The 25,726-nt window shown below is 72.5% G+C and carries 20 protein-coding genes and 3 pseudogenes; 7 read left to right on the top strand and 16 right to left on the bottom strand.

What is annotated here, in order from left to right:
* Positions 1-47: 47 nt before the first annotated feature.
* The 4 genes from ACFWFZ_RS25865 to ACFWFZ_RS25850 all read right to left on the bottom strand — a co-directional run bounded on the left by ACFWFZ_RS25865 (position 48) and on the right by ACFWFZ_RS25850 (position 3,429).
* Positions 48-824: a DUF1775 domain-containing protein gene (locus ACFWFZ_RS25865; RefSeq protein WP_387125355.1), complete on the bottom strand. Its 777-nt coding sequence runs from the start codon at positions 822-824 to the stop codon at positions 48-50.
* A 49-nt stretch (positions 825-873) separates the two neighbouring features.
* Positions 874-1,539, bottom strand: coding sequence for a hypothetical protein (locus ACFWFZ_RS25860; RefSeq protein ID WP_387125354.1), 666 nt, complete (start codon positions 1,537-1,539; stop codon positions 874-876).
* A 120-nt stretch (positions 1,540-1,659) separates the two neighbouring features.
* A complete protein-coding gene (locus tag ACFWFZ_RS25855; RefSeq protein ID WP_387125353.1) occupies positions 1,660-2,598 on the bottom strand; it encodes a glycoside hydrolase family 16 protein in 939 nt (312 codons plus the stop codon).
* Between the two features lie 582 nt (positions 2,599-3,180).
* Positions 3,181-3,429 (bottom strand): hypothetical protein, encoded by a 249-nt coding sequence (locus ACFWFZ_RS25850; RefSeq protein ID WP_387125352.1) that lies wholly within the window; start codon positions 3,427-3,429, stop codon positions 3,181-3,183.
* Between the two features lie 39 nt (positions 3,430-3,468).
* Between ACFWFZ_RS25850 and ACFWFZ_RS25845 the strand changes: the two genes are divergently transcribed.
* The gene (locus ACFWFZ_RS25845) at positions 3,469-5,625 is read left to right on the top strand and encodes a bifunctional polysaccharide deacetylase/glycosyltransferase family 2 protein (RefSeq protein WP_387125351.1); all 2,157 of its coding nucleotides are present in this window, start codon (positions 3,469-3,471) and stop codon (positions 5,623-5,625) included.
* Positions 5,622-6,911: an acyltransferase gene (locus ACFWFZ_RS25840; RefSeq protein ID WP_387125350.1), complete on the top strand. Its 1,290-nt coding sequence runs from the start codon at positions 5,622-5,624 to the stop codon at positions 6,909-6,911. Before ACFWFZ_RS25845 ends, ACFWFZ_RS25840 begins: the two co-directional genes overlap by 4 nt.
* Before the next feature lie 76 nt (positions 6,912-6,987).
* Here ACFWFZ_RS25840 and ACFWFZ_RS25835 read toward each other — a convergent pair whose 3' ends face one another.
* Complete coding sequence (locus ACFWFZ_RS25835; RefSeq protein ID WP_387125349.1) at positions 6,988-7,674, bottom strand: N-acetylmuramoyl-L-alanine amidase; 687 nt, start codon at positions 7,672-7,674, stop codon at positions 6,988-6,990.
* 485 nt (positions 7,675-8,159) lie between these two features.
* Entirely contained in the window at positions 8,160-9,149 is a 990-nt protein-coding gene (locus tag ACFWFZ_RS25830; RefSeq protein WP_387125348.1) for a helix-turn-helix transcriptional regulator, read from the bottom strand.
* A gap of 193 nt (positions 9,150-9,342) precedes the next feature.
* Between ACFWFZ_RS25830 and ACFWFZ_RS25825 the strand changes: the two genes are divergently transcribed.
* Positions 9,343-10,083 carry an NIPSNAP family protein gene (locus ACFWFZ_RS25825; protein WP_387125347.1) on the top strand — a complete coding sequence of 247 codons (741 nt, stop codon included), beginning with the start codon at positions 9,343-9,345 and terminating at the stop codon, positions 10,081-10,083.
* 9 nt (positions 10,084-10,092) lie between these two features.
* Here the strand turns inward: ACFWFZ_RS25825 and ACFWFZ_RS25820 are convergent, their stop codons facing one another.
* The 7 genes and pseudogenes from ACFWFZ_RS25820 to ACFWFZ_RS25790 all read right to left on the bottom strand — a co-directional run bounded on the left by ACFWFZ_RS25820 (position 10,093) and on the right by ACFWFZ_RS25790 (position 19,239).
* Complete coding sequence (locus ACFWFZ_RS25820) at positions 10,093-11,037, bottom strand: 5'-nucleotidase (protein ID WP_387125346.1); 945 nt, start codon at positions 11,035-11,037, stop codon at positions 10,093-10,095.
* Positions 11,038-11,174: 137 nt separating this feature from the next.
* Positions 11,175-13,172, bottom strand: a complete 1,998-nt coding sequence (gene recQ, locus ACFWFZ_RS25815) for a DNA helicase RecQ (RefSeq protein WP_387125345.1) — start codon at positions 13,170-13,172, stop codon at positions 11,175-11,177.
* A gap of 193 nt (positions 13,173-13,365) precedes the next feature.
* A pseudogene (locus ACFWFZ_RS25810) lies at positions 13,366-13,635 on the bottom strand (hypothetical protein); the annotation flags it as partial.
* Positions 13,636-14,035: 400 nt separating this feature from the next.
* Positions 14,036-14,887 (bottom strand): class I SAM-dependent methyltransferase, encoded by an 852-nt coding sequence (locus ACFWFZ_RS25805; RefSeq protein WP_387125344.1) that lies wholly within the window; start codon positions 14,885-14,887, stop codon positions 14,036-14,038.
* 53 nt (positions 14,888-14,940) lie between these two features.
* Positions 14,941-17,442 carry a SpoIIE family protein phosphatase gene (locus tag ACFWFZ_RS25800; RefSeq protein ID WP_387125343.1) on the bottom strand — a complete coding sequence of 834 codons (2,502 nt, stop codon included), beginning with the start codon at positions 17,440-17,442 and terminating at the stop codon, positions 14,941-14,943.
* Between the two features lie 182 nt (positions 17,443-17,624).
* Positions 17,625-17,690 (bottom strand): annotated as a pseudogene (locus tag ACFWFZ_RS25795) (hypothetical protein); the annotation flags it as partial.
* 376 nt (positions 17,691-18,066) lie between these two features.
* On the bottom strand, positions 18,067-19,239 hold the full coding sequence (locus ACFWFZ_RS25790; protein WP_387125341.1) for a hypothetical protein: 1,173 nt from the start codon (positions 19,237-19,239) through the stop codon (positions 18,067-18,069).
* 525 nt (positions 19,240-19,764) lie between these two features.
* Between ACFWFZ_RS25790 and ACFWFZ_RS25785 the strand changes: the two genes are divergently transcribed.
* The 3 genes and pseudogenes from ACFWFZ_RS25785 to ACFWFZ_RS25775 all read left to right on the top strand — a co-directional run.
* Positions 19,765-20,205: a hypothetical protein gene (locus ACFWFZ_RS25785; protein ID WP_387125340.1), complete on the top strand. Its 441-nt coding sequence runs from the start codon at positions 19,765-19,767 to the stop codon at positions 20,203-20,205.
* 190 nt (positions 20,206-20,395) lie between these two features.
* Positions 20,396-21,370: a phosphotransferase family protein gene (locus tag ACFWFZ_RS25780; protein WP_387125339.1), complete on the top strand. Its 975-nt coding sequence runs from the start codon at positions 20,396-20,398 to the stop codon at positions 21,368-21,370.
* A 145-nt stretch (positions 21,371-21,515) separates the two neighbouring features.
* Positions 21,516-22,154: pseudogene (locus ACFWFZ_RS25775) on the top strand (phosphatase PAP2 family protein); the annotation flags it as partial.
* A gap of 12 nt (positions 22,155-22,166) precedes the next feature.
* Here ACFWFZ_RS25775 and ACFWFZ_RS25770 read toward each other — a convergent pair.
* Positions 22,167-22,862: a response regulator gene (locus ACFWFZ_RS25770; RefSeq protein WP_387125338.1), complete on the bottom strand. Its 696-nt coding sequence runs from the start codon at positions 22,860-22,862 to the stop codon at positions 22,167-22,169.
* Entirely contained in the window at positions 22,859-24,331 is a 1,473-nt protein-coding gene (locus tag ACFWFZ_RS25765) for a histidine kinase (protein WP_387125456.1), read from the bottom strand. The genes ACFWFZ_RS25770 and ACFWFZ_RS25765 overlap by 4 nt, the downstream gene beginning before the upstream one ends.
* A 129-nt stretch (positions 24,332-24,460) precedes the next feature.
* On the opposite strand from ACFWFZ_RS25765, the gene ACFWFZ_RS25760 reads away from it, so the two are divergent.
* Entirely contained in the window at positions 24,461-24,913 is a 453-nt protein-coding gene (locus tag ACFWFZ_RS25760; protein WP_387125337.1) for a flavodoxin family protein, read from the top strand.
* Between the two features lie 33 nt (positions 24,914-24,946).
* On the opposite strand, the gene ACFWFZ_RS25755 is transcribed toward ACFWFZ_RS25760, so the two are convergent.
* Positions 24,947-25,690, bottom strand: a complete 744-nt coding sequence (locus tag ACFWFZ_RS25755) for a class I SAM-dependent methyltransferase (protein WP_387125336.1) — start codon at positions 25,688-25,690, stop codon at positions 24,947-24,949.
* Positions 25,691-25,726: the final 36 nt, after the last annotated feature.

Raw genomic sequence — 25,726 nt, 5'->3', positions numbered from 1 at the left:
GGGTGTGCGGGGCCTGCGTCCCGTACACCCGCCCCCGGCCGCTCGGTTCAGGACAGCCGGCCGCGGCGCGCCCACCAGAAGGCGACCGCACCGCCGAGCACGACGACGGCTGCGACCACGGCCACGATGACGCCGGCGCCGCTCCCCGAGTCCGCCGCATTCGCCGTCGGCACGTCCGGGGACGCGGGCGGCGCTGACGGAGCCGGGGACGACGGTTGGGCGGTCGGAGCGCTCGCAGCGGTCGGAGCGCTCGGAACCGGTGAGGCAGACGGGCTTGCGGCGATCGGCTTCGCGCCGGGCGCAGCGGGTTGCAGCTTGAGGAGCGGGGCCGGGTTGTCGACCTTCCGGCCGTCCGTCGGTACTTCGATCCACCGGGAGACCTTGCCGTCGCCGTACGTCTCCAGCGTCTTGAACGCCAGGGATTCCGCGTCGGGCAGTTGGCGCACCGTGATGCTGTACTCGGCGTCGGTACCGGTCGCCAGCGCAGCACCGCCGACGCTGTATCCGTCGGGGGTGGCGGTCAGCTTCCAGTCCTTGGGCGCCTCCGCGAGGGTCACGGCGTCCGGGACGATGCCCTGGGGGAGGACGACGCGCAGCTCGGCGATGCCCGCGGTGTCCGACTCCGCCTCGGAGGTGAAGGACAGGGTGACGTTCTCGGCCAGGGCGCGCGGGTCGGAGGCGGAGACCTCGGCGTGGGCGGCTGCCGGTCCGGCCGCGATGCCCAGGAGCAGCACCGAGCCGACGGCGGCGAGGCCGAGGCGGCGAAGCGGGATGCGGCTGAGCGGGATGCGGCGGTGCGGGAGGTGATGGCGCGAGGCGTGCATGGCGAAGGAACCCTCTCTGGACGTGGAGCGGGCCTCATGGTGGGACCGTTCAACCCGCCGGGATCAGGGGAACGTCTTGCGCACACCGGACGGGAGGTCCCCGGCGTACCACCGCGTCGCAGAGCATCCTCGCCGCCGCCGACCGCACGTCAGGGCCGTCGAGTGGTACGGGTCCGGTCCGTGCGTACGACCACGGATGCGGTCGGCGGAGGGCACCGAAGGCCGCGGCGGCCGTCGCGACGGCCCTCTGGGCCCAGCGGCCCACCGTCTCCGGCAGGCGGCTGAGCACCTGGTCCGCGCGGCACATGAGCAGAGCCATGACACAGGCGGCCGCGCAGTGGGCCGTCGCCATCACCCATGTGCCGGAGTGCGCCGTGCGCACGATGTGCGACACGCTGCCGTGCGCCTCGGCGTGACCGTGGTCACGCGGCTGCTGGACGGACAGTGCCCGGTGCAGCACGAGTTGGGCGATGCCAGTGGCCGTGGCCACCTGCCACCGCGGTCGGGACTTCGCCGCCGCGAGCCACGACGACGAGGGAACGCATACCGCGCCGGCCGCCAACCGCTGCCAGGGCACCGGGTCACCCGAGGCCAGGGGGTGGGCTGCGGCCGCCGACACCATGCTGAGCGAGGTGAACGCGGCAGCCCGCAGCCACCGTCCGCTCGCCCGCTCGGGCTGCGGACACGAGCGCATCCCCGCACGGGCGTCGTTCATGTCCGGCTCATCATCGCCCGACCCCGCTCACCATGATCCCCAACTGTCAGGGGAGGAGCAGTTTTTCCGGTCGGGAACCAGGCGACCCGTCCGGCCCGGTGCGAGCTCCTGGTCCCCTGCTCAGGCCTTCGGCACGGTGTTGACGTAGTGGGTGCCCTCGCTGTAGAAGCCGTCCACCGTCTTCTGGACGTCCGCCGGGGAGACGGCCTCGTCGGCCTTGTAGTAGACCCAGTTGACCTTCATGTCCCAGGTGCGCGGACCGCCGGTGGCGGGGGTGTCGATGAACCAGTTGCTGAAGTGGACGTCCATCTTCTCGCGCGGGACGTACTTGCCGGAGCTGGTGAACACCTCCTTGCCGTCCAGGGAGTAGCTGACCTTGCCGTCCATGGCGGTGATCATCAGGGTGTGCCACCCCTCAAGACGCTGCTTGAGCGTGTGGTTGACCCGGTCCGGCGGATCGGCCCGGTACCAGCTGACGTTGTCGAGTCGCGGCCCCGCCGTACCCCAGCCGCCGTTGGGCAGGTACTCGAAGTCGAGTTCGCTGTAGTTCGCCGAGTCGTCCGAGGGGGAGATCGGGAAGAAGGTCTGGACGACGTGGTCGCCGTTGCGCCCGCTCGTGGGCTTGTCGCTGAAGTAGACCCGAGCGGCGTAGGTCCCCGTGAAGAGGTTCTTGCCGGTGCCCTGCAGCTCGACCTGCTTCGTGCCCTGCTGGGTGCCGTCGGTGGAGGACTGCAGCCGCAGGACCCTGCCGCCCTGTGCGGTCGTGTCGGAGGGGAAGCCGGCGCCGGCGGTGGACCAGCTGTCCTTGATCCCCGGGCCGCCCCCGCCGGTACGCACCTCCCAGCCGTGGGCGGCGAGCGCCGGGTCGTCCGGGCCGCTGTAGTGGAAGTCGTCGAACAGGGTTCCCGGCGGACCGGACGGGGCCGGCGAGACGCTGGGGGCGGGTGCGGCGGCGTCGTCGCCGGGGCCGCCGGAACACGCGGCGAGTACGCACAAGAGGGCGGGTAGCGTGAACGCGGTCCACACGCGGCGACGAGGGGTGCGGCGGGGCTGGCTCACACGGGCTCCTTGGGGCGTAGAGGCGGTACCTGGACACGTCCTCTGCAGGGGGGATCGTCGTCGGTCGAACCGACGAGGGCGTCATCCTAAGGCGCGCATCGGCGGCCCGGATGACCGCCGGGTGGCCGCCTGGGGCGGTCCGTACGCGCGCCGACCGGTACCCGGCGGCGGGCGGGCGCACCTGCTAACCGGTATCATCAATTCCGTTTCGATCTGGTCACGGCCTCTGGGCGGATCAGGCTATATGCCGACATCAGGCCCAAGTTGCCCCCGGCTGGTGCACTAGCGTTCGGCCTGCGATCCCGCGGTCTCCGTACCCTGCAATGAAAGGCCTCGCAAGGTGCGCCCAGCCATGACCCCCGTCCAGCGCGGATCGGTACCCCCGGCAGAGCCCGCAATGTCCGAGTCGAGCTTCGAGGAACCCGCCCCCGCACCGGTGTTCGTCGACCAGTCGGGTCTGCGCGGCCGTCTGCTGCGGGGTGTCGGCTGGCCGGTCTCCGTGATCGGCGCGATTCTCGCGGTCGCCATGTGCAGCAGCCTGATCGGTGTGCAGGCGGACGCTCCGGCGATGCGGATCCCCGCTCAGCCCTCGCGCCCGCCCGCGCCGTCGCCGGAGCCCGCCCAGTCGCCCCCGTCGTCCCTGTCGTCCTCGCCGTCCTCACCTCGGGCGGTCGCCCGGTCCGCTCCTCCCGGGACGAGGACGACCCCGGCCGCCAAGACCTCGGCCACCCCGCCGAAGACCGCGGCCGCCCCGTCGAAGGCGGCCGTCACCGCGCCGAAGCCCGCGAGCACCGCGCAGCGCGGGGCGAAGCCTTCGGACCGACCGGCCAAGCAACCCTGATCACCCGCACCACCTCTCCAGGAGCGTCATTGTCCCGCCACCAGCGCCGCCGGCAGTCCCCGCTGAGGCCGCGCCGACTGGCCGCGCCGCCACTGCGCTTCTTCATGCCGCTCTCCCTGCTGGCCTGCCTCCTGGCCCTGCTCGTCCTGCGCGGCCTCGCCACCAACGAGGCGTTCCACGACTCCCGGATCGCCATCTCGGTCGACAAGACGACCGTGCCGGCCAACCTGCTCAAGGGCGGTCCGATCATCGACGCGCGGGGCGCCAGGAACGAGCACCCCGTGAGCTACCGCGTCCCCGACCGCACAGCGGTTCTGAGCTTCGACGACGGCCCCTCGCCGGAGTGGACTCCGAAGATCCTCCAGGTGCTCGCGGCCCGCAACGTCCGGGCGGACTTCTTCGTGACCGGTGCGATGACCACGCGCCATCCGGAGCTGATCCGGCAGATCGTCGCGGGCGGCCACGAACTCGGCGCGCACACCTTCACCCACCCCGACCTGGTGTACCAGTCCCACGCCCGCACCAGCTGGGAGCTGGCGCAGACGCAGCTGGCGCTGGCCGGCGTGGCCGGCGTCCACAGTGGGCTGTTCCGCCCGCCGTACTCCTCCGACGCCACCGCGATGGACGACTGGAACTACCCGGTGATCAAGTACGTGGGCGCACGCGGCTACCTCACCGCGTTCATCGACCGCGACACCGAGGACTGGAAGCGCCCCGGCGTGGACGAGATCGTCAAGGCGGCGATGCCGGCCAAGCCCGGTGCGGGCGCGCTGATCCTGCTGCACGACGCGGGCGGCGACCGTAGCCAGACCGTCGCCGCGCTCGTTCAGATCATCGACAAGCTGCAGGCCCAGGGCTACCGCTTCACCACCATCTCCGAGGCGCTCGGCGCGTCCAGCGCGACCGTGCCGGTACACGGGTTCCAGCTGTGGGCGGGCAAGGGGTTCGTCTGGGCCACCCAGGCCGCCGTGCTCACCCTGCCGGTGCTGGTGGGGCTGCTGGCGCTCGTCGGCTTCCTCAACTTCGGACGGTTCGCGCTCATGCTCGTCCTCGCGCCGATCCACGCCCGCCGCTCCAGACGGCGGGACGCCTGGGGAGCGCCCGTCACCGAGCCGGTCACCGTACTCGTCCCGGCCTACAACGAACGCGAGTGCATAGCCAACACCCTCCACTCACTCGCCGCCAGCGACCATCCCATCGAGGTCATCGTCATCGACGACGGCTCCACGGACGGCACCGCGGACATCGTGGAGGAGACGGCCCTGCCGTACGTCCGGCTGATCCGCCAGGTCAACGGCGGCAAGTCCAGCGCGCTCAACACCGGCATCGCGGCCGCCTCGTACGACATCGTCGTGATGATGGACGGGGACACCGTCTTCGAGCCGTCCACCGTGCGCGAGCTGGTCCAGCCCTTCGGCGATCCGGCGATCGGCGCGGTCGCGGGCAACGCCAAGGTCGGCAACCGCGAGAGCCTGATCGGTGCCTGGCAGCACATCGAGTACGTCCTCGGCCACAACCTGGACCGCCGGATGTACGACATGCTGGGCGTCATCCCGACCATCCCCGGCGCCGTCGGCGCGTTCCGCAAGGAAGCCCTGCGGCGGGTCGGCGGGATGAGCGACGACACCCTCGCTGAGGACACCGACATCACCATCGCGGTGCTCTGCGACGGCTGGCGGGTCGTCTACGCCGAGTACGCCCGCGCCTGGACCGAGGCACCAGCCAGCCTCCAGCAGCTCTGGTCCCAGCGGTACCGCTGGAGCTACGGCAGCATGCAGGCGATGTGGAAGCACCGCGGCGCCGTGACCTCCCGCGGCCCGGCCGGGCGCTTCGGCCGGCTGGGGCTGCCGCTCGTCGTGATGTTCGGCGTGGTCGCCCCGCTGCTGGCGCCGCTGGTCGACCTGTTCCTGCTGTACGGCGTGCTGTTCGGGGACGCCCCGATCACCCTCGCCAGCTGGGGCGGCTTCATCCTGCTCCAGGCCGCGCTGTCCTGGTACGCCTTCCGGCTCGACCGGGAGAAGCCATGGCATCTGATCAGCCTGCCGATCCAGCAGCTGGTCTACCGGCAGCTGATGTACATCGTCCTGCTGCAGTCCGCGATCACGGCGATGACCGGTGGCCGACTGCGCTGGCAGAAACTCCGGCGCACCGGCGAGGTCGCCGTGCCGGTGGAGGCCGGACGGTGACCGCATCCTTCGACCTGGGGCGCACCCGGGACACCGTGCAGTTGCGCGTTCCGGCCGCACTGCGAGCCGAGCCGTCGCGGGGGCCGGACCTGCAGACGCCTGCGCCTGGGCCTGCGCCACAGGCCCAGGCGCCGGCCGAGCGCAAGGGCGGCCGGGACCGCTATCTCGACCTGCTGCGCGCGCTGGCGCTGGGCCGCGTGGTGCTTTACCACAACTTCGGCTGGTTCTGGCTGCCGCTCGTCTTCCCGTCGATGGGCGTGATGTTCGCCCTGGCCGGCTCTCTGATGGCCCGCTCGCTCAGCCGTCCCGCCCTCGGCGTGATCCGCGGCCGACTGCGCCGACTGCTGCCGCCCATGTGGGTGTTCGGCGCCATCCTGGTCGCCCTCCAGATCCTCGACGGCTGGAGCCCGCAGTCCGACGGCCATCCCACCTGGTGGTGGTCCAAGCTGGCCTTCTGGATCCTGCCGCTGAGCACCCCGCCGTACGCGCAGGAGCTGACCGGCTTCCAGCACGTGGAACCCATCTGGGCCATGCAGATCACCGTCCCGCTCTGGTACCTCCGGGCCTACCTCTGGTACGTCCTGCTCTCGCCGCTGCTGCTCCGGGCACTGCGACGCTCTCCGGTGGTGACGCTCTCCGCTCCGCTGGCGATGGTGATCGCCATGAACACGTTCTTCGCCGACCAGGAGTTCGTCTACGGCCGGGTCTGGGAGAACGCCAACGACTTCGCCACCTTCGGGGCCTGCTGGATCCTCGGCATGGCCCACCAGGAGGGGCTGCTCAAGAAGATCCCGCAGTACGTGCTGCCGTCCGTCGCACCGCTGATCATGGTGGCCGGCTTCTGGTACCTGCAGACCCGTCCGGTCGATCCGACCGTGGCGACCGACATCGAGGCCTGGCCGATCGCCCAGGCCCTGTGGTCCTTCGGCTTCGTCGCCATCCTGCTCCACGTCAGCCCCTCGTGGGAGCGGTGGCCCAGGCCGCTGGAACGCTGGAACGGCCTGGTCGGCCTCCTCAACGCACGAGCCGTCAGTGTCTACCTCTGGCACCAGGTCGCGCTGGTGGCCGCCGTCCCGCTGATCGACCCCCTCTGGAGCGTCCCCTTCTTCTACGACAACCTCCGGTGGCTGCTGGCCAGCCAGTGGTTCACGCTGTCGGTCGCGATTCCGCTGCTCGGGCTGCTGGTACTGGCCTTCGGCTGGGTCGAGGACGTGGCCGCCAAACGCCCGCCGCGCCTCTTCCCGTACCCCCGCCGCCCCCGCGGCAGACGCCGAGCCGCCGACTGACACGGCCGCACCCGGCTCAAGGGCCTGTTTCGCCTGACGTCTGCATCGCCGACATGCAGGCAGACCGTGAGGCGGCCTACCTGGGGTACCTGGTGCGGACCGTGCCGAGTATCTCGCCCGCCTGGGCGGAGCGGAGGGGGCCCGGGCAGGAGTGGCCGCCCCAGTCGCGGCCGCCCATGCGGTGGACGCCCAACCCCCGGCCCAGTGGTGTGGTGGCGGCCTCCAGGAGCCAGCCGTACTGGGCCATGCCCCATGCGTAGATCCGGGCGACGGAGTCGACCTGCTGTGCGGTGAGCGGCCGGCTCGCGAAACCGGAGGTCTCCACCGAGAGCCACGACGGGTTGCCGGTGCCCTGTGCCCAGGCCCGGTCGTGCGCGGAGACGTACTGCTCGATCTCGCCGGACTGCGAGACCCAGAAGTGCGCGGAGGACTGCACCGCGGGGTCGCTGAAGTGGGTGTGGAGCGAGTTCTCGCCCTCCTGCACGTGCAGGATCAGACCTCGCATCTCCCTGAGCCCCCCGGGAGTGAAGTTCACGGACAGGGGCTTGCGGGTGGCTTCCGGCATCCACGCCTGTCTGCCGGGCTCGGGAGCCGCTGCGGCGGGTGGCTCCGCCCTGCCCTCGCCCTGCGGTTCGGTCCGGACGGGCCCGGGGGCCTCGCCGCGGTCGACGACGCCGAAGGCGGTGGCGACGAGCCCGCTGCTGATGCAGACCATCGCGGTGCGGCGGGACAGGGGCCGGGGCTTCGGTTTGCGGTGGGTCACGCGAGCGGCGCCCTGGCTGCGGCTCGTCGGGAACGGAGCATCGGAGGGTCCCCTTGCTGGACTGACGTTCTCCAGCGGAATGCTTCCCGACCATTAATGTCGGAATGGGACCGGACGATGACCGTTTCGTGACGGCCGAGGGGGCGCGGGCTCGCCCGAGGACAGGCCGAGGCCAGAGCCGCCGCGCCGCAGGAGACGTCGCAGCGGTAGCACGGCCGCGGTTGGGCGGCCCCGGCCGACTGCCGGGGCCGCGAGCGCGGGGGACGGTTCGGGGCCGTTCCCCGCCGAGCGGCAGGGGGTCTCCGACCGGTACGACCCCCTGCCCGGTTTCACCGTAGGCATGCCCACGGCCGGATCGTCGCCGATTCCCCTTCCGGATGAAGGTGCCTCTGCCCTTGACTTCTGCCCCTGACTTCTGCCCTGGACCCCGGTCCTCGGGGCCGATGCCTCCTGGCCGCGAACTGGCCGCGAACTGGCCGCGAGGGTCAGGCGGGGCCGGTGAGCCCGTAGGCCCGGGCCAGCGCACCCACCGTGTCGGCCATCGCCCGGCGCAGCTCGGCCGGCGCCAAGACTTCCACGTCCGTACCGAGCCGGAGCAGTTCACCGCACGCGTGCGCGGTGCTCTCGGTCGGTACGACGGCCTCCACCCACCCGTCCCCGCCGACGGCGGTCGCCGTGGCATCGACCGCCCGCACCACCTCCGGCGCCACGTTGTCGGGCAGGCGCCGGCGCCCGCGCGGGGACAGGCGGATGGTGGCCGTGCCCGTGTAGCGGCGTGCCTGGAACTCCGCCAGGTACGAGGCCCAGTACGCGCCCAGGTCGAAGTCCCGCGGCCGCTCGAAGCGTTCCTCGGCCGGCACCGCGTCGAGAACCTGGGCGACCCGGTAGGTCGCCGCCGCCCCGCTCTCCGTGGCGGCCACGATGTACCAGACACCGGACTTGAGGACCAGTCCGTAGGGGCGCAGACGGCGCGACACCTCCTGCGGCGCCCGCCAGCGGCGGTAGCGCGCCTCCACGACCCGCTGCGTGAGCGTCGCGTCGACGAACACCGGCAGGTAGGGCACCTGTTCGGGCTCCCGGTACCAGCCAGGGGCGTCCACGTGGACCACCGCCGCGGTCCGCACCGCCTCCTCCCGCAGCCCTGCCGGCAGGGCTGCCAGCAGCTTCAGCCGCGCCGCCGTCACCTCCGCCGCCAGCCCCAGGTCGGCGGCCGCGCCCGGCAGCCCGGCGAACAGCAGCGCCCGCGCCTCGCCCTCGCTCATCCCCGTCAGACGGGTGCTATAGCCGTCGAGCAACCGGTAGCCGCCGCCACGGCCCGGCTCCGCACAGACCGGTACGCCGGCGCCCTGCAGCCGCTCCACGTCGCGGTAGGCCGTCCGCACGGAGACCCCCAGCTCCGCGGCGATCGCCCGCGCGGACATGCGGCCACGGGATTGCAGCAACAGCAGGACCGACAGCAGACGACCGGCAGACATGCGCCCATTCTCCCCGTAAACCCTGACAGCCCCTGGCACGCCCGCGGCCTAGGGTCTGTATCGAGTTGCCCCGTGGAGCAAGGAGCGGCGTTGGGTGCGTGCCGGGCGTCGCGACGCCGCGGGGCAACTCGATACAGGCCTTAGCGTCGGCCTCCGTACCCGCAGGACACACCGAACGGAACAGGAGCCCGTCGTGCCACCCACCGACCCGGCCCGCCACCTCGCCGTGATCGAGCTCCGCCAGTACACGCTGCGCCCCGGTCGGCGTGACGAGCTCGTCGAACTCTTCGACCGGGAGCTGATCGAACCTCAGGAGGAGACCGGCATGGCCGTCCTCGGCCAGTTCCGCGACCTCGACGACCCGGACCGCTTCGTCTGGCTGCGCGGCTTCCCGGACATGGCGGTACGACACGACGCCCTGACGGCCTTCTACGGCGGCCCCGTCTGGGCACGCCACGGGCCCCGGGCGAACGCCGCCATGGCCGACTCCGACGACGTCCTGCTCCTGCGTCCCCTGACGGACGACAGCGGCTTGCGCGCCGCCCCGTCCACCAGGCCCCGACCCGGTACGCCGGCCCCCGAGCGGTTCGTGTCCGCCACGGTGTGGTCCTTCCCCCCGGGCCGCACCGACGGGACCGCGCTGGTCAGGGACGGTCTGCTCCCGCTGCTCCGCGCGACGGGAGCCGCGGCGCTCGCCGCGTTCGCCACCGAGCCGGCCGCCAACACCTTCCCCCGGCTGCCGGTCCGCACGGGGGAGAACGTGGCCGTGGTCCTCACCTCCCACCCCGACGAAAGCGCCCACCGCCGGCACCTCACCGCCCTGCACGCACATCCCGCCGCACGGGACGAGGTACTGCCGGGCATCGAGCGAGTGCAGACGGCGGCCCCCAGCATGCTGCGTCTGACGCCCACGGGCCGCTCGCTCATCTCCTGACGGCCGACGTCATCCGGGCCCCGGAGGGGTGTTGACGACTCCGAACGGCACGTGGACGCTCGGGGTGGCGGGGGCGGTGCCGTTCAGGTGGGAGACCTGGTCGTCGAAGAAGATGTGCGGATCGAGGACGCTCATCACAGCCGCCTTGTCGATGCCGCCGAGGAAGAACGCGTCGTTGACCCGCAGCCCCCACCGCTTGAGGCTCCTGACGGCGCGTTCGTGCGCGGGCGCGTCCCGGGCGGTGACCAGGGACACCCTCAGCCGCAGTGGGTACCCGGGGTCCTCGCGGCGTTTGTCCTCCTCGCGGCGCTGGATGCGGTTGATGCCGGCGAGGAACTCGCTCAAGGGGCCCGGGTCGTGCGGGGTGGTCGCGTTGAGGACCTCGTGCGCGCGGAAGCCGTCGATGCCGGCGTCCTGGAAGATCCGCTCGGAGGAGTCGCTCGCCAGCACGCCGTCGAAGTCGAAGGCGATACGGAGTTCCTGGTCGCCCTCGTCGTCGACCCGGGCCGTCTGCAGCACATGCCCCGCGGGCAACCCGTCCGCCACCGCCTGACGCACGTCGGTCCCGTCCGCCGACAGGAACAAGGACATGTTCAGGGCGCGCATGAACCGGTGTGCCGACCGGCCCTGCCGGAAGACGGCCCGGCTGATGGGCAGACCGTGCGCGGCGATCGAGCGCATGACACGCAGACCGCTGTCCGGGTCGTTGCGGGAGAGGATGATGACCTCGACCAGCGGATCGGACGGGTCCGAGGCGAGGTCGTTCAGCGACAGCAGGCGCCGGACGAACGGGAAGGCCACGCCTTTGGCCAGGACGTCGTCCGCATGGGCCTCCTGGTGGGCCCGGTACGCGTCCTCGCCCTGTTCCCGGAACACCGCGTCGCAGTCGGCCAGGTCGAACAGGGCGCTGGAGGCGATCCCGATCACCAGGCGGTCGGACAAGTCGTACTTCAAGACGCCCCCTGCCGGCACGCGGGCGATATCACGATGATCATCACCCGTTCGTACGTACCGAAAATAGTACGGCGAAGGGCCGGGTCGTCGGGATCGACGACCCGGCCCAGCGGCCGGCTGCGGTCGGACCTGGCGTACTACTGCCAGTCCTCGTCCCAGGGCGGCGGCTCCATCCCCTCCGGGTCGAAGGGAGGCTCCTCGGGGTCCGCACCGGAGGGGGCCGTGCCCGGAACGGCTGCCGCGCTCTGAACGCCGGCCGTGCCCGGAACGGCTGCCGCGACGGCGCCGCACTCCGCCAGCGTGTCGAGAACGCCCTCGGCGTACTTGGCGAGCTTGGCCTCGCCGACGCCCCCGATGGTGCCCAGCTCCTCCACTGTGGCCGGCAGCCGCGTAGCGATCTCCCGCAGCGTCGCGTCGTGGAAGACGACATACGCCGGGACGCCCTGCTCCTTCGCCGTCTCGGCCCGCCAGGCGCGCAGGGCCAGGAAGACCGGCTCGGCCGCGGCCGGCAGGTCGACCGGTACGCGGCTGCCCTTCCCCGAGCGCGACCCGGACTCCTTGCGGGAGGGGGCGGCGGGCGCCTTCTCCTTCCGCATCGGAACGCTGCGGCGTCCGCCCAGCACCTCGCCGCTGTCCTCCGTCAGCACGAGCGTCCCGTAGTCGCCCTCCACCGCCAGCAGCCGCTGCGCCAGCAGCTGGCGTACGACGCCCCGCCACTCCGCGGTGCCCAGGTCCGCCCCGACGCCGAACACCGACAGCGCGTCGTGGTCGAACTGGATGACCTTGGCCGTCTTCTTCCCCTGGAGGATGTCGATGATCTGGCCGGCACCGAACTTCTGCCGCCGCTCCTTCGCCAGCCGCCACACCGTCGACAGCAGCTTCTGCGCGGCGACCGTCCCGTCCCAGGACTCGGCCGGCGTCAGACACGAGTCGCAGTTGCCGCAGGCCGTGCCCGTCTGCCCGAAGTACGCCAGCAGCCGCACCCGGCGGCACTCGACCGTCTCGCACAGCGCCAGCATGGCGTCCAGGTGCATGCCCAGCGAGCGCCGGTGCGCCTCGTCCCCTTCGGAACCGTCGATGAGCTTGCGCTGCTGGACCACGTCCTGCAGGCCGTACGCCAGCCATGCCGTGGCGGGCTCGCCGTCACGGCCGGCGCGGCCGGTCTCCTGGTAGTAGCCCTCGACCGACTTCGGGAGGTCCAGGTGCGCCACGAAGCGCACGTCCGGCTTGTCGATGCCCATGCCGAAGGCGATCGTGGCGACCACCACGACCCCGTCCTCCCGCAGGAAGCGCGCCTGGTTCGCCGCGCGCGCCCGGGCGTCCATGCCCGCGTGGTAGGCCACGGCGTCGATGCCCTGCTCGACCAGTGAGGCCGCGGTCTTCTCCACCGACGCCCGGGACAGGCAGTACACGACACCGGCGTCCCCGGCGTGCTCGGTCCGGATCAGGTCCAGCAGCTGCTTGAGCGGGTTGTTCTTCGCGACGATGCGGTACTGGATGTTCGGCCGGTCGAAGCTGGCGACGAAGTGCCGGGCGTCCTCCAGGCCGAGCCGCGCCACGATCTCCGCGTGGGTGGCCTCCGTGGCCGTCGCGGTCAGCGCGATCCGCGGCACCTTCGGCCAGCGCTCGTGCAGCATGGACAGCGCGAGGTAGTCGGGCCGGAAGTCGTGACCCCACTGGGCGACACAGTGCGCCTCGTCGATCGCGAAGACCGACACCCTGCCCCGGTCGAGGAGCCGCTGGGCGCTCTCGGTGCGCAGCCGCTCGGGGGCCAGGTAGAGCAGGTCCAGCTCGTCGGCGAGGAAGGCCTGCTCGACGGCCTGCCGCTCGTACGGGTCCTGCGTGGAATTGAGGAACCCGGCCCGCACCCCGAGCGCGTTCAGCGCGTTCACCTGGTCCTGCATGAGCGCGATGAGCGGCGAGATCACAACGCCCGTACCCTCCCTGACCAGCGCCGGGATCTGGTAGCAGAGCGACTTGCCGCCGCCGGTCGGCATCAGCACGAGCGCGTCGCCGCCGCTGACCACCTGCTCGATGATCTCCTGCTGCTCACCGCGGAAGGAGTCGTATCCGAACACGCGGTGCAGTACCTGCAGAGCGTCGGAGGTATCGGGGGAAGTGTCCGGAAGGGCCATCCGAGAAGCCTAACGGCACCCGCCGACACGCCGGGTCCGTCCACCGGAACCCGGTGGCCGCCGGAGGCGTCGGGACCAGGGCGTCAGGGTGCCGCCGACCGGGGCCGTTCGCAAGGGCCGGTGCCGTGGCGGGAGACGGCTCGCCGCACCCCGCCACGGCACCTGTGGCCCACGAACGGGCCCGCTCGTGGGATCAGTTCACGCGTTCGATGCGGGCTCGTCGGATCAGGTTCTTGCCGGGTTCGCGTACCTGGTCGAAGGCGGAGTTGTTGAGGAGGACGCAGCTGCCGGAGGGGCCGTTGACGGTGACGGTGGTGGCCTGGTTGTTGTCGAGGTTGGTGACCTTGAGCTTGGTTCCGACGGGGAACGTCCCGCTGGTGGCGGCCGGCGGGCCGGCTTCGCCGGAGAGCGTCACCGTCGAGCCGGGGCACACGACGTCGGGGGCGGCGGCATTGCCGGTCGCCACCGTGACGATGACCCCTCCGGTGACCAGGGCTCCTGTGGTGACAGAGAGCACGAGCTTCTTCGTAAGACTCATCGTCCGTTTCCGGGACATTGACACTCCTCGATCCGATGGGCACTGCCTCCCCTGCGTCCTGCATACGCCCGCCGTCACCAGCGAGTTCGGTTCTTGTCGCCGTCTTACAAATCCGGCGGTGACGGGGCCCGCGGGTGCTGCGCGCGGTACACCGCGGCGAACCCGCGACACCCGCACCGCGGGCGAAGGCGCAGGTGGCGGCCCCGCCACTGAGGCCCGTCGACGTGCACGGCGCTCGCGGCGACCCGGACGGACCGCTCGCAGCGGACGCAGCGGCCGCCGGGATCCTTAAGGCTGCCTTGATCCCGCGTTAACCCTCGGGGCGTCAGGCGCGGGCCGCCTGGACGATCCAGACCGAGGAGGCGTAACACACCCCTTCGTCGGTCTCGTGGGCGGTGAGGGTGGCCCTCAGATCGTCGATCGCACGACGCCGGTCCTCCTCGTCGAGACCGTCGAGCATCCAGCCGTGCAGGCCCAGCGTGAACCGCTCCGCGTCGGCCGCGTCCGCACCGAACCACATCGCCTCACTGTGCGGCTCCAGCCGGACGTCCGTGAAGCCGGCGGCGCCGAGAACAGCCCGTACGCGCGCGGGATCGGCCAGCGAGAACGGCCCGGGAGCACCGGGCGGCGGCCCGGCCATCGGACGCCCCGCGGCCAGGGCCTGCGTGAAGGCGAGGAACCACTCGTTGCCCGCCGCCTCCTGCCAGACCAGCTGTACGAGGCGTCCGCCGGGGCGCAGCGCACCGCCGATGTTGCGGAACGCCGCGACCGGATCGGCGAAGAACATCGACCCGGTGCGGCTGACGGCCACGTCGAACGAGGCCGCGGGGAAGGCATGGACCTGGGCGTCCGCCTGCACGAACTCGGCGTTGTGCACGCCCTCGGCGACCGCCCGCCGCCGTGCCACGCTCAGCATCGCCGCCGACAGGTCCACGCCCAGCGCACGGCCACCGCTCGCCCGCCGCGCGGCGGCGCGGGTGGTCTCACCGGTGCCGCAGCCGATGTCCAGCACCCGGTCGGCGGGGGACACGTCGGCCGCGGCGAGGAAGTGCGTCCGGTAGGCGCTGATCGCACGGTCGAACCGGTCGGCGTGCTCCGCCCAGTAAGCGCCCTCCCGCCCGTCCCAGGCACGTGCCTGCTCGGCGTTCGCGGGATCGACCCGATCAGTGCTGCTCACGGTCACCACCTCCTGTGGTTCCGTATCCGCACCGCCGGCCGACGCGGATTCCGTCAGACGAGGGGCAGGTTCTGCTCGGACCAGACGGTCTTGCCTCCCATGGTGTAGCGGCTGCCCCAGCGGTGCGAGAGCTGGGCGACGATGTACAGGCCGCGACCGCCTTCCTCGGAGCTCCTCGCGCGCCGCATCCTCGGCTGGGTGTTGCTGGAGTCCGAGACCTCGCACGTCAGGGTGTCCGCCCGGATCAGGCGCAGCCGGACGGGGCCGCCGGCGTGGCGGATGGCGTTGGTGACCAGCTCGCTGACGATGAGCTCCGTGCTGAACGCCAGCTCGTCGAGGTCCCAGGAGGTCAGCTGGGCCAGTACGAGATGGCGCGCGTCGGCGACGACCGCGGGGTCGGCGTCCAGCATCCACGTCGCGATGGCCCCGGTGTCCACCACCCGGGTACGGGCCAGCAGCAAGGTGACGTCGTCCCTCAGCCTGCCCGGCGGCAACCCCTCCACGATGTCGTGCCGGGCCTGGCGCAGCGGTCTGCCGAGCACGTCCGAGCGCAGCAGCCGGTCCGCCAGATCGCGCATGCCCTCGTCGACATCCCCCTCCCCGCGCTCGATCAGGCCGTCGGTGTACAGGGCGAGGACGCTCCCCGGCGGCAGATCGAGTTCGACCGGCTCGAAGGGCCAGCCGCCCACCCCCAGGGGCGGGCCGGGGCTCAGCTCGACGTACTCCACGGTGCCGTCCGGGCCGACGACCGCCGGCGGCGGGTGTCCGGCGCTCGCCATGACGCAGGTGCGGGCGACCGGGTCGTACACGGCGTACAGGCAGGTGGCCCCCGCCGGCCCGCCGGGCAGCGGAATGCCCGCGCCGCCGTCGTCCGGGTCCTCGCGCTCGGCCTCGGCCGCGACCTGTACGACCATGTCGTCCACGTGCGCCAGCAGTTCCTCAGGTTCCAGTTCCAGGTCCGCCATCGCTCGTACGGCGCTGCGCAGGCGCCCCATCATGGCCGTGGCGTGCAGTCCGTGGCCGGCGACGTCCCCGACCACCAGGGCGACCCGGGCCGACGACAGGGGGATGACGTCGAACCAGTCGCCGCCCACTCCGCTGTCCGCGTCGGCGGGCAGGTACAGACCGGCGGCTTCCACCGCGGGCTTCTCCGAGGTGGCCGGAGGCAGGAGGCTGCGCTGCAGGCCCACGGCGGTGCGGCGTTCCTTGGTGTAGCACCGGGCGTTGTCGACGGCGACCGCCGCCCGGGCTGCGATCTCCTCCAGCAGGGCCAGGTCGTCCTCCTCCAGCGGAGCGCTGTCCCCGGTGCGCCAGAGCATGAGCCGTCCGAAGGTGACGCCCCGTGCGCACAGCGGGGCCGTCATCGCCGAATGCGCACCCGGGACGGTCGAGACCCACGCCGGGACCGTGTCGTTCCCGGGCTCCGAGGGCCGGTCGCCGAGGCCGGTGACCAGCTCTCCCCGGCGCACCCGCTCCGCAGACGCGGAGGGCGGCGCCGCGAACCGGGTCGTCGTCCCCGTCCGCAGCGCCTCCGGCCGCGTCCCGGCGACGGCCATCCGGATCAGGTGCAGCCGGAGCCGCTCGTCCGCGGTCGGTTCCCCGCCGGTGAGCACGGTCTCCGCGAGGTCCACCGCGGCGCAGTCGCCGAGCGTGGGCACCAGGACCTGCACCAGGTCCTCGACGGTGCGCAGGACGGACAGTGAACCGCCCAGCGCTCCCGTCGCGCGGTAGAGGAGGTCCAGGCGCCCGCGCGAGCGTTCGTGGTCGGTGACGTCGGTGAACACCGCCGCCACCCCCATCGGCTGGTCGTCGGGCTCCTGGAGCCGGAACGCCTGGATGGTCACGATCCGGCCGCCCTTCGGATCTTCAAGGGTGCGCACGGTCGTGTTGAAGCCGATCAGGGGCGTCCCGCTGTCCAGGACCTCCCGCAGCCGGGCTTCGATGGTGCGCGCGTCCTCGGCCCACAGGAAGTCGCCCAGCCGCCGGCCGTAGAGCTCGACGGGCACCCCGGTGTACGGCAGCAGGTGCGTGTTCGTCCGCAGCATGCGCAGGTCCCCGTCGAAGACGGCCAGGCCGACCCGGCCCTGGAGGAACAGTTCGCGCGTGAGGGCGTGGTCCTGCCGCCATCGGGTGACCAGCTCCAGGGGTGCGCCGAGTACGAGGCACCGGGCGGCCCCCCTGCCCGGCGCGCCGTGGTGCAGCGGGATGACGCGGAAGCCGATCTCCAACTCGCCGCCCGAGCCGTGCCGCAGTGTGGCCCGGCCGTCCCAGCCCTCGCGGCTCTCCCGGCCTTGCCGGCCTTCTTGGCCTCCCCGGCCCGCGCACCCGGTCTGCCCGCCCTGCCCCCGCCCGCCTTGGGCCAGTACCGCCTCCCAGCTGCCCGCGTCCGCGAGGAGGTCCCGTGCCGGCCGGCCGCACACGTCCGCGGACCGGCGCTCCAGGAGGGCTTCGGCCGCCGGTGTCCAGGCGAGGACCGTCCCGGCATCGTCCAGCAGGGCCGCGGCCGTGTTCGTGACGGCGAAGGGATAGTCCTGGTTGCTCTCGCTGGCGCGCATGCGTGCCCATTTCGTCCGCCGGTCCCGCTGTCCCCATGCTGGTCGATGTCCCGGGCGGGAGCCAGAGGCGTTGCGCCGTCCGGTACCGCGTCGGGCGTCATTGCCAGTCTCTCGCGAGCCCGGCCCGGGCAGGGCGACTGGGGACGACGCGGCGGGGCGCGGTGCCGGGCGTCACCCGGGTCGCTCGTGCAGGTGTCGCTGCCGAGGCCGCCGTGCACGGTGTCGTTGCCGCTGAGACCGCAGATCACGTCGGTGAAAGAAGCCGCCGGTCAGGGCGTCGGCGCCGCCGGTGCCGATGATCGTGCAGCCGCGGGCGGTGTGGACGGTGGTGTTCCACGAGCGGTGGCCGAGGCGGCGCGAGCAGCGGCGCCCTTTCCGACACTGCCACGGGGGACGCGGCGGCGACCGACCCGGTACCCGGCAAGGACAGGGCCACGGCGCGACGGGCCACAGCTTCCGACCACCGCTGCGGCGGGACCCTGGCGGCTCGCCGGACTCGCCCGGCCGGAGACGACGGTTCCACCCGACCCGGGGGCGGGCCGGGGCCGGGGCGTGTCCAGGACCGGAGTCCTGGACACGCCCCGGCTCCCAGCGCCGCCAGGGAGCAACAGGCCCGGGTCGGGGTCAGCGGGCGTCGAGGAGGGTGACCGCCTCGGCGAAGTCGGCGTACGCGGGCTCGAAGGTCCGCGCGGCGACGAGGTACATCGACCGGTCCGTCAAGGCCCGGGCAAGGCGTGCGGGATCGTCGGACAGGCGGCGGGCGAGCGCCACGCCTTCGTCGAAGCACGGCTTGAAGCGTTCCTCGAACCGGTAGGGACGAGTGCCCTCGGATACGGCTGCACGGATGCTGATCCTGCGCTGGACGTCGACCAGTTCGGGCAGTCGGCCCGCCTCCCGCAGTCCCTCCGCCTCCGCTTCCAGCGCCGGCAGAGTGTCGAGGAAGGCATCCCGCGTGGCGCTCCACCGGTCGAGATCGGTGCCGAAGGGCAGCATCGGGGAGTCGGCGCTCGCAGCCGGTTCGTCGCCCCGTCCCGAAAGCGTGAACAGGGTGACCCACCACCCGAGGATGCAGCTCCAGTTCTTCGGCTCGCCCTTCGTCGCCAACTCCTCCAGGACGGCCAGGGCTTCGTGCCGGATGGCCGCGGCGTCAGCCCCGTGCCCGGCGGCCTCACGCATCCGGGAGTGGTGTACCAACTCCCAGGTGAGAATGGCCAGCGCCGTGCCCTGCTCGGCAGCCTCGCGCCGGGTTCGGTCGAGAAGCTCGCGGAAGACGGCCGATGCCGCGTCGTGCCGGCCGGCGCCCTCCAGGTTCGCCGCCCACTCGACCATGGCCCAGAAGGACGGCTCCGACGTGCCGTTCCGGGCTGCCTTCTCGTTGAGCTCGGCGGCCTCCTGGAAGCGTCCCTCCTCCGCCAGGACGCACGCCAGCCGCCCGCTTCTTCCGGCCGCGGCCAACTCCTCGCACACCGCGCGTCCTTCCGCTCGGCGCCCGAGGGCGAGCAGGACCCTCTGGTAAGCGTCCAGGGCCCTGCACAGGCGCTCTGCCCGGGTCGGTACATCGGCCTCGATGCTCCGGGCGGCCCCGACCGCCTCGGTGGTCAGCGCCAGTTCCACCTTCGGGTGCCGGCAGCGGTAGCTCGTCAGGAGGAGCGCGTCGACCAGCTTCGGCAGATACGCCTTCGGGCTCACCTCCGCCAGAACCCGGTACGCGTCGACCTCTTCACGCAGGCTCGGCTGACCGGACCCCAGCAGCAGCACGCGGGCCCGCAGTACGGCGTCGTGATTGATCTTCCCCATGTTCCCCCAGTCTCCGGGTGATGCACGAAGGAGATTCTGGGAGTTGGGGAGCGGACCGGACAAGGCTCGCGAACTGTGCTTTCCGTCCTACGAAAACGGCCTCTGACCTGTCATGATGTACATGCTCTTACACTTTCCGCCGACCATGCGGCCCTCGCGTCAGGGGTGTGGGGCATGCCGCAGCCGAACCGGTCGTAGATACCCGGCTCGGAGTCCCCCAGTGCCGGCAGCGGTTCACCGCACTCGCGGACGTCGCCCAGCAGGCGCCCCACGTCACCATGAGGCCGCACGTACGGTGCGTGGCGTCACGCTCACCATCGGCATCCGGGCCGTGTCGAGGGCCGCGCCGCCCCGCAGGCCGCCGTGACCCGGACTTTCCGCTGCGGAGGGAGCTCGCGGTGGGGGGACGCGCTCGGCTGAGCAGGTGGGGGCTTGACGGGCCGCATCGAAGATATGACACTCGTAGTGCAAGTTGTTTTGTGTAATTCATTCCGACTGTTCACTTTGCGTCACGAAAGGCGAGACATGTCCAGCTACAGCGCCCGAGCGTGTGCCGGGCAGGCCCCTGTACGCGACGGGCGCACGGGAAGCAGTGGCTCCGCGCGCACGTCGGCGGCCTACGCCGCCGCGGGTGCGGCCGTGGGGGCGGTGTGGGTGCTCGGCGGGGACATGCCCGCGTGGGAGCACGCGCTGCGCGTCCTCGTCGTGGTGCTCTGTGTCAGCGTGGCCGGGCGCATGGCCGGGCGCCGTCTGGCCCGCGCCGGGAGGACTCCGCTCGACCGGAAGCTGTTCTTCGGCCTGGTGGCGGCGAAGGTTCTCCTGGTCGGCGTGGCGCTGCTCGTCGACTGGCTGGCCGGCCTGTGGTTCGCCGACCCGGCACTGATCACCGCCGGGTTCCTGTTCGTCCTGGTGGCCGCCGGCGGTCCCGTACTGCACGGCCGGTTGTCACACGGTACGCAGGGCTGACAAGGTCCCGGCGGCGCCGTCCACGGTCGGATCCCGCCGTCCCGCCGCAAGGTGAAGACAGCCGGCCCGCCGTGATCACTTCACGGTCATCCGAAAGGTTCATGCCTGCCTCCCCGCCCCGCCTGCCCCGCCTCCGCCCCCTTCCGCGACCGTGCGGCAGCCTTGGCGGGCGGACGGATAGCCTGCCCCTGTGAGCGGACGAACTGAGGTCATACGTACGGGGATTGGCGGCCAGGGCTGGGCGGCCACGCGCGCCTGGGTGGAGAGGGGGCTGGCCGACGGGGAGCGCATCGAGCAGGTTGTGCGACTGCGCGGCGGCTGGACCTCGCAGATGCGCCGACTGGACCTCGCCGGGCCGGGCGGTCGGCGCTCGCTCGTCCTTCGCTCCTTCGTCAAGCCCTTCTATGTCCGGCACGCGGAAGGTCTGTTGACCCGGGAGGCGGCCGTCCTGCGCCGACTCCGCGGCACGGACGTGCCCGCGGCCACGCTCGCGGCCGTGGACGCCACCGCGCAGTACTGCGATCACCCGTCCCTGCTGATGTCCCTGCTGCCCGGGAGCGTACGCCTGGGCGATGAGGATGCCGACGACCGCGCCGCACTGCTGGCCCGCCAACTCGTGGCCGTCCATCGGCTGCCGGTGACCGCGTCTCAACGTCCTCGGCCCTATCAGGCGTGGACCTCGCCCGAGCGGGTGACCCTGCCCGCAGCCACCGAACGGCCTGAACTCTGGCTGCGGGCGGTCGACCTCATCCGCCGGGAGCCGCCGGCCCATCAGGGCTGCTTCCTGCACCGGGACTTCCACCCCGGCAACGTCCTCTTCGCGGGCGCCCACGGTGACCTCCGCATCAGCGGCGTCGTCGACTGGGTGGAGACCTCGTGGGGGCCGGCCGACCTGGACGTGGCTCACTGCTCGACGGCTCTCGCCCTCCTGTACGGGGTCCCCGCCGGCGTGCGCTTCGCCGATCGCTACGTTGCCGCCGGGGGCACCCTGGCCGAGGGAACCGCCCATCTCTACTGGCGGCTGCTGGACGCGCTGGGCTTCGCCCCGGACGCGGAGAAGGTCGCCGTCCCCTGGCGGGAACTGGGCCGCGTCGACCTGACAGCCGACGTTCTGGCCCGCAGGCTGGAGGCGTACATCGAGGCCCTGTTCGAGTGCTATGCCTGAACCGGCACGGCAGGAGGCTCCGACGGCCAAACCTCTGGTGTCTGCATGGCTCCTCCGGGTGCATGTCAACCCTGACGAACGTCGTGGTGGCGGGCCGACGTTCGGCCGGGGGCGGACCGCATGACGGGCATCTACCTTCGGCGGCATGGAAACGAGCAAGCGGTACGGGTGGGGTCGGCGCTGCGCGGGGGCGGTCGTCGTGGCCGGAGCCGGGGTGGCGGGCGTGGTGTGGTCGGCGCCCGGCGGGACGGCGGGTACGGACGGGTCGTTGCACGTCACGGCGGGTCTCTCCGCCCGGGCCTACCGGGCGGTGAACGGGGGAGTGGCAGACGGGCCCGCGTGGGTCGGGAACGTCCTGGAGGCGGCGAGTGAGGGCACGGTGCTGTTGCTCGGCCTGCTGCTGGCCTGGGCCGCATGGAGCGCGCTGCGCCGCCGGGACGTGCCGGGCCTGGCCGGGGTGGTCGTGGCGGCCGCCGGGACCGTCGTCGCCTACGGGGTCAGCGAGGCGGCCAAACTCCTCGTCGGGGAGGAACGCCCCTGCCGCGCCCTGCCGGGCGTCTCGGCCCTCGCGGCGTGCCCCGGGTCGGGCGACTGGTCGTTCCCCAGCAACCACGCCACCCTCGCCGTCGCGCTGGCCGTCGGCGTGACCCTCGTACGCCCTCGGCTCGCCTTCCTGGCGATGCCGGTGGCCGGGGCGGCCGCCGCGCTGCGCGTGCTCGTCGGGGTGCACTATCCGCACGACGTCCTGGCGGGCGCGGTGCTCGGCGCGACGGCCGTGGTGACCCTGCTGCTCCTGCTACGGCGCTTTGCCGCACGGGCGGTCGGACGGCTCCGGAACCATGCCCGCCTCGTGCGCGACCACGGCCGCCGCAGCCCGGTTGGCGACGCCCAGGCGCGCGAGGATCGAGCTGACGTGCGCTTTCACCGTCCCCTCCGCCAGGCGCAGACGGCGCGCGATCTGCCCGTTGGAGAGCCCGCTGCCGAGGAAGCCGAGCACGTCCCGCTCCCGGCGGGTCAGGGCCTCGACGCGTGCGCGGGCCGCGGAGCGGCGGCCCGCCCGGGCCCCCGCACCCCCGGCGGCGAGATGCGCGACGACCCGGGCCGCGACCTTCGGTGACAGATAGGCCGCGCCCTCGGCCACCGCCCGGATGCCGGCGAGCAGTTCCTCCGGCTCACCGGACTTGACCAGGAAGCCGGTGGCGCCTTCGCCGAGCGCGCGCAGGATGTACTCGTCCTCACCGAAGGTCGTCAGCATCACGACACCCGTCTCGGGCACGGTCCTGCGTATCTCGGCGGCGGCCTCCAGACCACCGGTCCCCGGCATCCGGATGTCGAGGACCGCCACCTGCGGGCGATGGCGCTGGACGAGCTCCACCGCCTGGCGGCCGTCGGCCGCCTCGGCGACGACGGTGATGCCGAGGTCGGTGGCCGCGATCGCGCGGACACCCGCGCGGATCATGGGCTCGTCGTCGGCGATCAGGATCCGGATCATCGGACGGCCTTCCCGGTGTAATCGTCGGTGGAGATCAGGCGGTCGGCCCGGAAGCAGAGACGGTAGACGTCCCCCGAGCGGTCGTCGAAGGGGTCGCCGGTCTGTACGTAGAACTCGCAGGCCGCACCCTGCGGTGCGGGCGCGGGCGACACCGGACGCCGGGTCGTCTGGCGTTCGGGCAGGTACGGTGCCACGTCCGCGCGCGGCATGCCGGGATACAGGAGGGCGTAGTCCTCCGGAGCGAGTGCGGACTGCCGCGCCGTCACGGTGTCCCACACGCGGATCCCGCCGATGAGCAACGCGGTGGTGCACAGCGGCACCAGCACGGCCGCCACGGCGGTACGGCCCAGCCGCCGACGGGCACTGCGGTGCTCCGGAGGCAGTACGTCGGCCCGACCGCCCGGGTCGGCAGCGCGCGGCGGGGGCACCGCCCCGGGACGGTGCGGGAGCCCGGCCCGGACGGCGAAGCCGTCGCCCTCGGGCCCCGAGGTGAAGGTGCCCCCGGCCAGCCGGACGCGCTCGTCGAGGCCGATGAGCCCCAATCCGTTCCCGCCTGGAGCGGAAGCCCGGAGCCCTCGCGCCGGCGCCACGACCGGCAGCGGTGCCGTCACCGGACCGTCCGTCACGCTGACCTCGGTCCGGTCGTCCAGGTGGCGGACGAGGACGGTGGCCCGGTGTCCGGGCACGTGCTTGGCGACGTTAGTCAGTGCCTCCTGGACGACCCGCCCCACGGCCCGCTCGACCGCCGGCAGTGCCTCGCCGGCCGCCGGGCGGCCCTCCACGCGCAGCCGGACGTCGAGCCCCGCGGCGGCCGCCCGCCGCACCAGGTCCTCCAGTGCGGTGCGGCCGGCGCCGGGCTCGGACCCCGGAGCCCGCTCCGACGGTTCGCGCAGGACACCGATCACCTCGCCGAGCCGGTCGACGGCGGAGCCCGCCCTGGCGCGGATGTCCCCGGCGGTGGCCCGGTGCTCTTCGGCCAGCCCGGGGGCCAGCTTCAACGCCCCCGCGGACAGCGCGATGAGGCTGAGGTCATGGCCGAGGAGGTCGTGCATGTCCTGCGCGATACGGGTCCGCTCGCGCAACCGGGCCTGTTCGGCGACCAGATGCTGCTCCCGCTCCAGCCGGGCGGCCCGCTCCCACCCCGCCCGTACCAGCTCCCGGTGCTGGCGCAGGAACCGGCCGGCGAACCACGGCAGCATCGCCGCTACGAGCAGCAGCCCCACGAAGCGGCTCGCCCAGGCCAGCCATGCCGGCACCAGGAGCACGGTCACGGCGGCGGCCACCAGCACCCCGGCCAAGGCCGCAGCCGTGATCCGGCTCCGCCCCGGCTGCCGCCCCGCGAGGAAGGCGCAGACCGCCGCCGGTATGCCCCACCACAGGGTGACGGCGCCCGTGCCGACGGCCGCCACCGCCCCCACGAACAGCCCCGCGGACAGTGCCGGTGCCGGCACCCGGGTCTTGATGATCATTCTTCTCACGCAGGCGACCCTACGGAACCGGCCGCCGTCGCGGCACTGCCGAAAGTCCACTGTCGGGGGCCGTCACATTCGGCGGGGCTGTTCGGTCTCGGCTGCAGGGCCACCAAGGAAGGGACACCGATGACGACTCTGCTCGTGTGTACGTCCGTATCGCACGGCAACACCCGTCGCGTGGCGGCGGCCATGGCCGAGGTGCTCGCGGCGCGCGTGGTCGCGCCGCACGAGGTGACGGCCGCGGAGGTGGCGGGCCACGACCTGGTGGGCTTCGGCTCCGGTGTCTTCGCGCAGCGGATGCACCCGGACCTGCTCGCCTTCGCGCGCGCCCTGCCGACGTCGTCGGGGCGGGCCTTCGTGTTCGCCACGAGCGGCCTGCCGGAGCCCGTGTTCGCGCCGTACACCCGGCCGCTGGTACGGCTCCTCGAAGGCAAGGGGTACGCCGTCGAGGGCACCTTCACCTGCCGGGCCCTCGACACGTGGGCGCCGTTCAGGCTGATCGGCGGCATCAACAAAAGGCGGCCGGACGCGGGCGACCTGACCGCCGCCCGCGCCTTCGCCACCCGCCTCCGGGGCTGAACCCGCCGCCGCGGTCCGGCCCCGTCGCCGACGTCAGGCGCGGCAGCGCAGCATTTCGAGCGGCGGGTTGGCGTGGAAGTCCGCCCAGAACTCCGCGTCGAAGTCGCGCTCTCCGGCCTCCGACACCGTCAGCGGCACCCAGGCCAACTCGCTGAAGCCGGCCGCCCGCAGGCACTTCTCGTACACCTCGCGGCGCGGGAGGTTGGCGACGAACGAGACCGGCGGGTCGAGCAGCGCCGTCGTCCGCACCTGCGGCCCGGTCTCCGCCTCCGCGCCGGTGAGCTCGCTGCGGAAGCCGTACCTCTCCGGGGTGGGCCCGTCGAAGCGGAAGTCGGGCGACTGGTTGAGCAGGAAGAGCTCACCACCGGGCTTCAGGCCGCGGTGCAGGGCGCGGCACATCCGCTCCGTGGTGGCGATGTCCTGCGCGTAGTTCAGGAGTTGGACCGCCAGGGCGACGTCGAAGCGCTGCGCGAGAGGCCGCAGGTCGGCGACGTCGCCGACCTCGTAGCGCACGCCCAGCGGATCGCGGTCCTCCAACTTCTGTGCCACGGCGACCATTTCACCGGAGATGTCGATGCCGAGCACCTCGGCGGCGCCGCGCCGCTTGAACTCCCGGCTGTAGAAGCCGGTTCCGGACGCCAGGTCGAGGACCGACTTGCCGCGTACGTCCCCGACCAGGCCCAGGAAGCTGGGTACCACCACGTACTGCTCCAGGGGCAGAGCCTTGAACCCCTCGTAGGCCTCGCCGATTTCGTCGTAACTCTGCTGCACGCTCATGGTGATGTCCTCCCCGTTCCGACAGGCTTGGGCCAC

This window comes from Streptomyces sp. NPDC060232, from assembly GCF_042726555.1.
Taxonomy (GTDB): Bacteria; Actinomycetota; Actinomycetes; order Streptomycetales; family Streptomycetaceae; genus Streptomyces.
This window is presented reverse-complemented; position numbering and strand designations above follow the sequence as displayed.

What these genes read in the sequence shown, in the direction of transcription:
- ACFWFZ_RS25785 (WP_387125340.1), top strand. Translation starts at nt 19,765, where the DNA reads ATGTCCAGCTACAGCGCCCGAGCGTGTGCCGGGCAGGCCCCTGTACGC.
- ACFWFZ_RS25790 (WP_387125341.1), bottom strand. Translation starts at nt 19,239, where the DNA reads ATGGGGAAGATCAATCACGACGCCGTACTGCGGGCCCGCGTGCTGCTG.
- ACFWFZ_RS25765 (WP_387125456.1), bottom strand. Translation starts at nt 24,331, where the DNA reads ATGATCATCAAGACCCGGGTGCCGGCACCGGCACTGTCCGCGGGGCTG.
- ACFWFZ_RS25760 (WP_387125337.1), top strand. Translation starts at nt 24,461, where the DNA reads ATGACGACTCTGCTCGTGTGTACGTCCGTATCGCACGGCAACACCCGT.
- ACFWFZ_RS25860 (WP_387125354.1), bottom strand. Translation starts at nt 1,539, where the DNA reads ATGAACGACGCCCGTGCGGGGATGCGCTCGTGTCCGCAGCCCGAGCGG.
- ACFWFZ_RS25800 (WP_387125343.1), bottom strand. Translation starts at nt 17,442, where the DNA reads ATGCGCGCCAGCGAGAGCAACCAGGACTATCCCTTCGCCGTCACGAAC.
- ACFWFZ_RS25770 (WP_387125338.1), bottom strand. Translation starts at nt 22,862, where the DNA reads ATGATCCGGATCCTGATCGCCGACGACGAGCCCATGATCCGCGCGGGT.
- recQ (WP_387125345.1), bottom strand. Translation starts at nt 13,172, where the DNA reads ATGGCCCTTCCGGACACTTCCCCCGATACCTCCGACGCTCTGCAGGTA.
- ACFWFZ_RS25830 (WP_387125348.1), bottom strand. Translation starts at nt 9,149, where the DNA reads ATGTCTGCCGGTCGTCTGCTGTCGGTCCTGCTGTTGCTGCAATCCCGT.
- ACFWFZ_RS25755 (WP_387125336.1), bottom strand. Translation starts at nt 25,690, where the DNA reads ATGAGCGTGCAGCAGAGTTACGACGAAATCGGCGAGGCCTACGAGGGG.
- ACFWFZ_RS25865 (WP_387125355.1), bottom strand. Translation starts at nt 824, where the DNA reads ATGCACGCCTCGCGCCATCACCTCCCGCACCGCCGCATCCCGCTCAGC.